This window comes from Burkholderia sp. SIMBA_051 (assembly GCF_046534915.1).
GTDB classification, from domain to species: Bacteria; Pseudomonadota; Gammaproteobacteria; order Burkholderiales; family Burkholderiaceae; genus Burkholderia; species Burkholderia ambifaria.
Map to the genome: position 1 here is coordinate 1 of NZ_JAWRXS010000180.1, position 283 is coordinate 283.

Genomic DNA, 283 nt, shown 5'->3' on the forward strand with positions numbered 1-283 from the left:
GGTGTTGGCATAGGGCACGCCGGGCTCGCCGCCGCTGGACACCGGATAGCCGGAATTCACGTTGGCCTGGCGGAACGCGCGGAACGCGCCCAGCATGTTGTCGCCCCATTCATCGGGCATGTTCTGGTACGAGATCCAACTGACGCCCGCCTGTTCCAAGCGCTCGGCGTAGGTGGTCCAGGTGTAGCCCTTGTTGACGTTGGCCGGCAGGCCGTCGATCCAGTCCCACTCGTTGTTGACGAAGGCGGTGTTGGTGGGCACGGCGCCGTTGGTGCCGGTCAGG

The 283-nt window shown here is 65.7% G+C and carries 1 protein-coding gene; it reads right to left on the minus strand.

The genetic code is table 11. From position 1 onward, the window contains the following. The coding region (locus SB771_RS34090; RefSeq protein ID WP_410721929.1) for an alkaline phosphatase family protein at nucleotides 1-283 on the minus strand (283 nt) is incomplete at both ends.